The organism is Herbaspirillum sp. UBA812 (assembly GCF_002296545.1).
GTDB lineage: Bacteria > Pseudomonadota > Gammaproteobacteria > Burkholderiales > Burkholderiaceae_D > Herbaspirillum > Herbaspirillum huttiense.
The window spans coordinates 33,272-34,106 of the sequence record NZ_DBIC01000329.1 but is presented as its reverse complement, the minus strand read 5'-3'; the positions used below and the strand labels follow the sequence as shown (position 1 = coordinate 34,106).

1 protein-coding gene is annotated in these 835 nt (G+C 61.1%); it reads right to left on the bottom strand.

Annotation, left to right across the window (positions count from 1 at the left end; all coding sequences use genetic code 11):
- Nucleotides 1–835, bottom strand: an 835-nt coding sequence (locus B3873_RS22275) for a sensor domain-containing diguanylate cyclase (protein WP_286869133.1), incomplete at both ends; no start/stop codon positions are given.

Below are 835 nucleotides of genomic sequence, written 5' to 3'. Positions count from 1 at the left end.
AATTCTTCGCCGCCATAGCGCGCCGCGCCGTCCTCATTGCGCGCCAGGCTGGTCCGCAAGGCGGCGGCTACCTGGGCCAGAACCAGGTCGCCGGACTGGTGGCCGTAACCATCGTTGTAGAGCTTGAAGAAATCGACATCGATGAAGATCACGCTGAGCTGCCGCAGCGTTCCCTCGCGCAGGTGCTGCCAGTGGCGCTCCATCAGCTCGTCCATCGAGCGGCGGTTGATCAGTCCGGTCAGGCCATCGATGGTGGCCAGCGTGGTCAGGGTCTTTTCCGACGCATGGCGGCGCAGGAATTCACTTTGCATCGAGCGGAAGAAGGAGAGGGCGCTGAAGATCAGCAGGATGGAACCGATGATGAGGATGGCCAGCGTCTTCTGCCAGTAGTTGTAGATGTTGCTCTTGGCATAGCCGACGAAGACCACCAGGTTGGTGCCCGGCACCGCGTGAAAGGCGTACAGGCGCTCGACGCCGTCATTGACCGACTTCCAGAAGAAGTGACCGGAGTCCTGCTTCAGGAAACTGTCGAGCATCGGTGCCGAACTCAGATTGCGGCCGACCATGGCCGGGTCATAGGGAATACGCACATACACCGTGGCATCGCGCGAGTAGATCGACAGGATGCCGTTGTTGCCCACATCCACCCCTTCCAGCATGGAACGGAAATAGGCCAGGTCCAGCACCATCATGGCGACACCCGCGAAGTTGCCCTGCATGTCGGTGATGCGCCGGGACAGCACGACGACGAAGTAATCCTTGGCCAGCTGGATCGGCTTGGAGAGGAACAGCTTGCCGGCGGGGCTGTCGGCGTTCTGCTGGGCCTGGAAGAAAG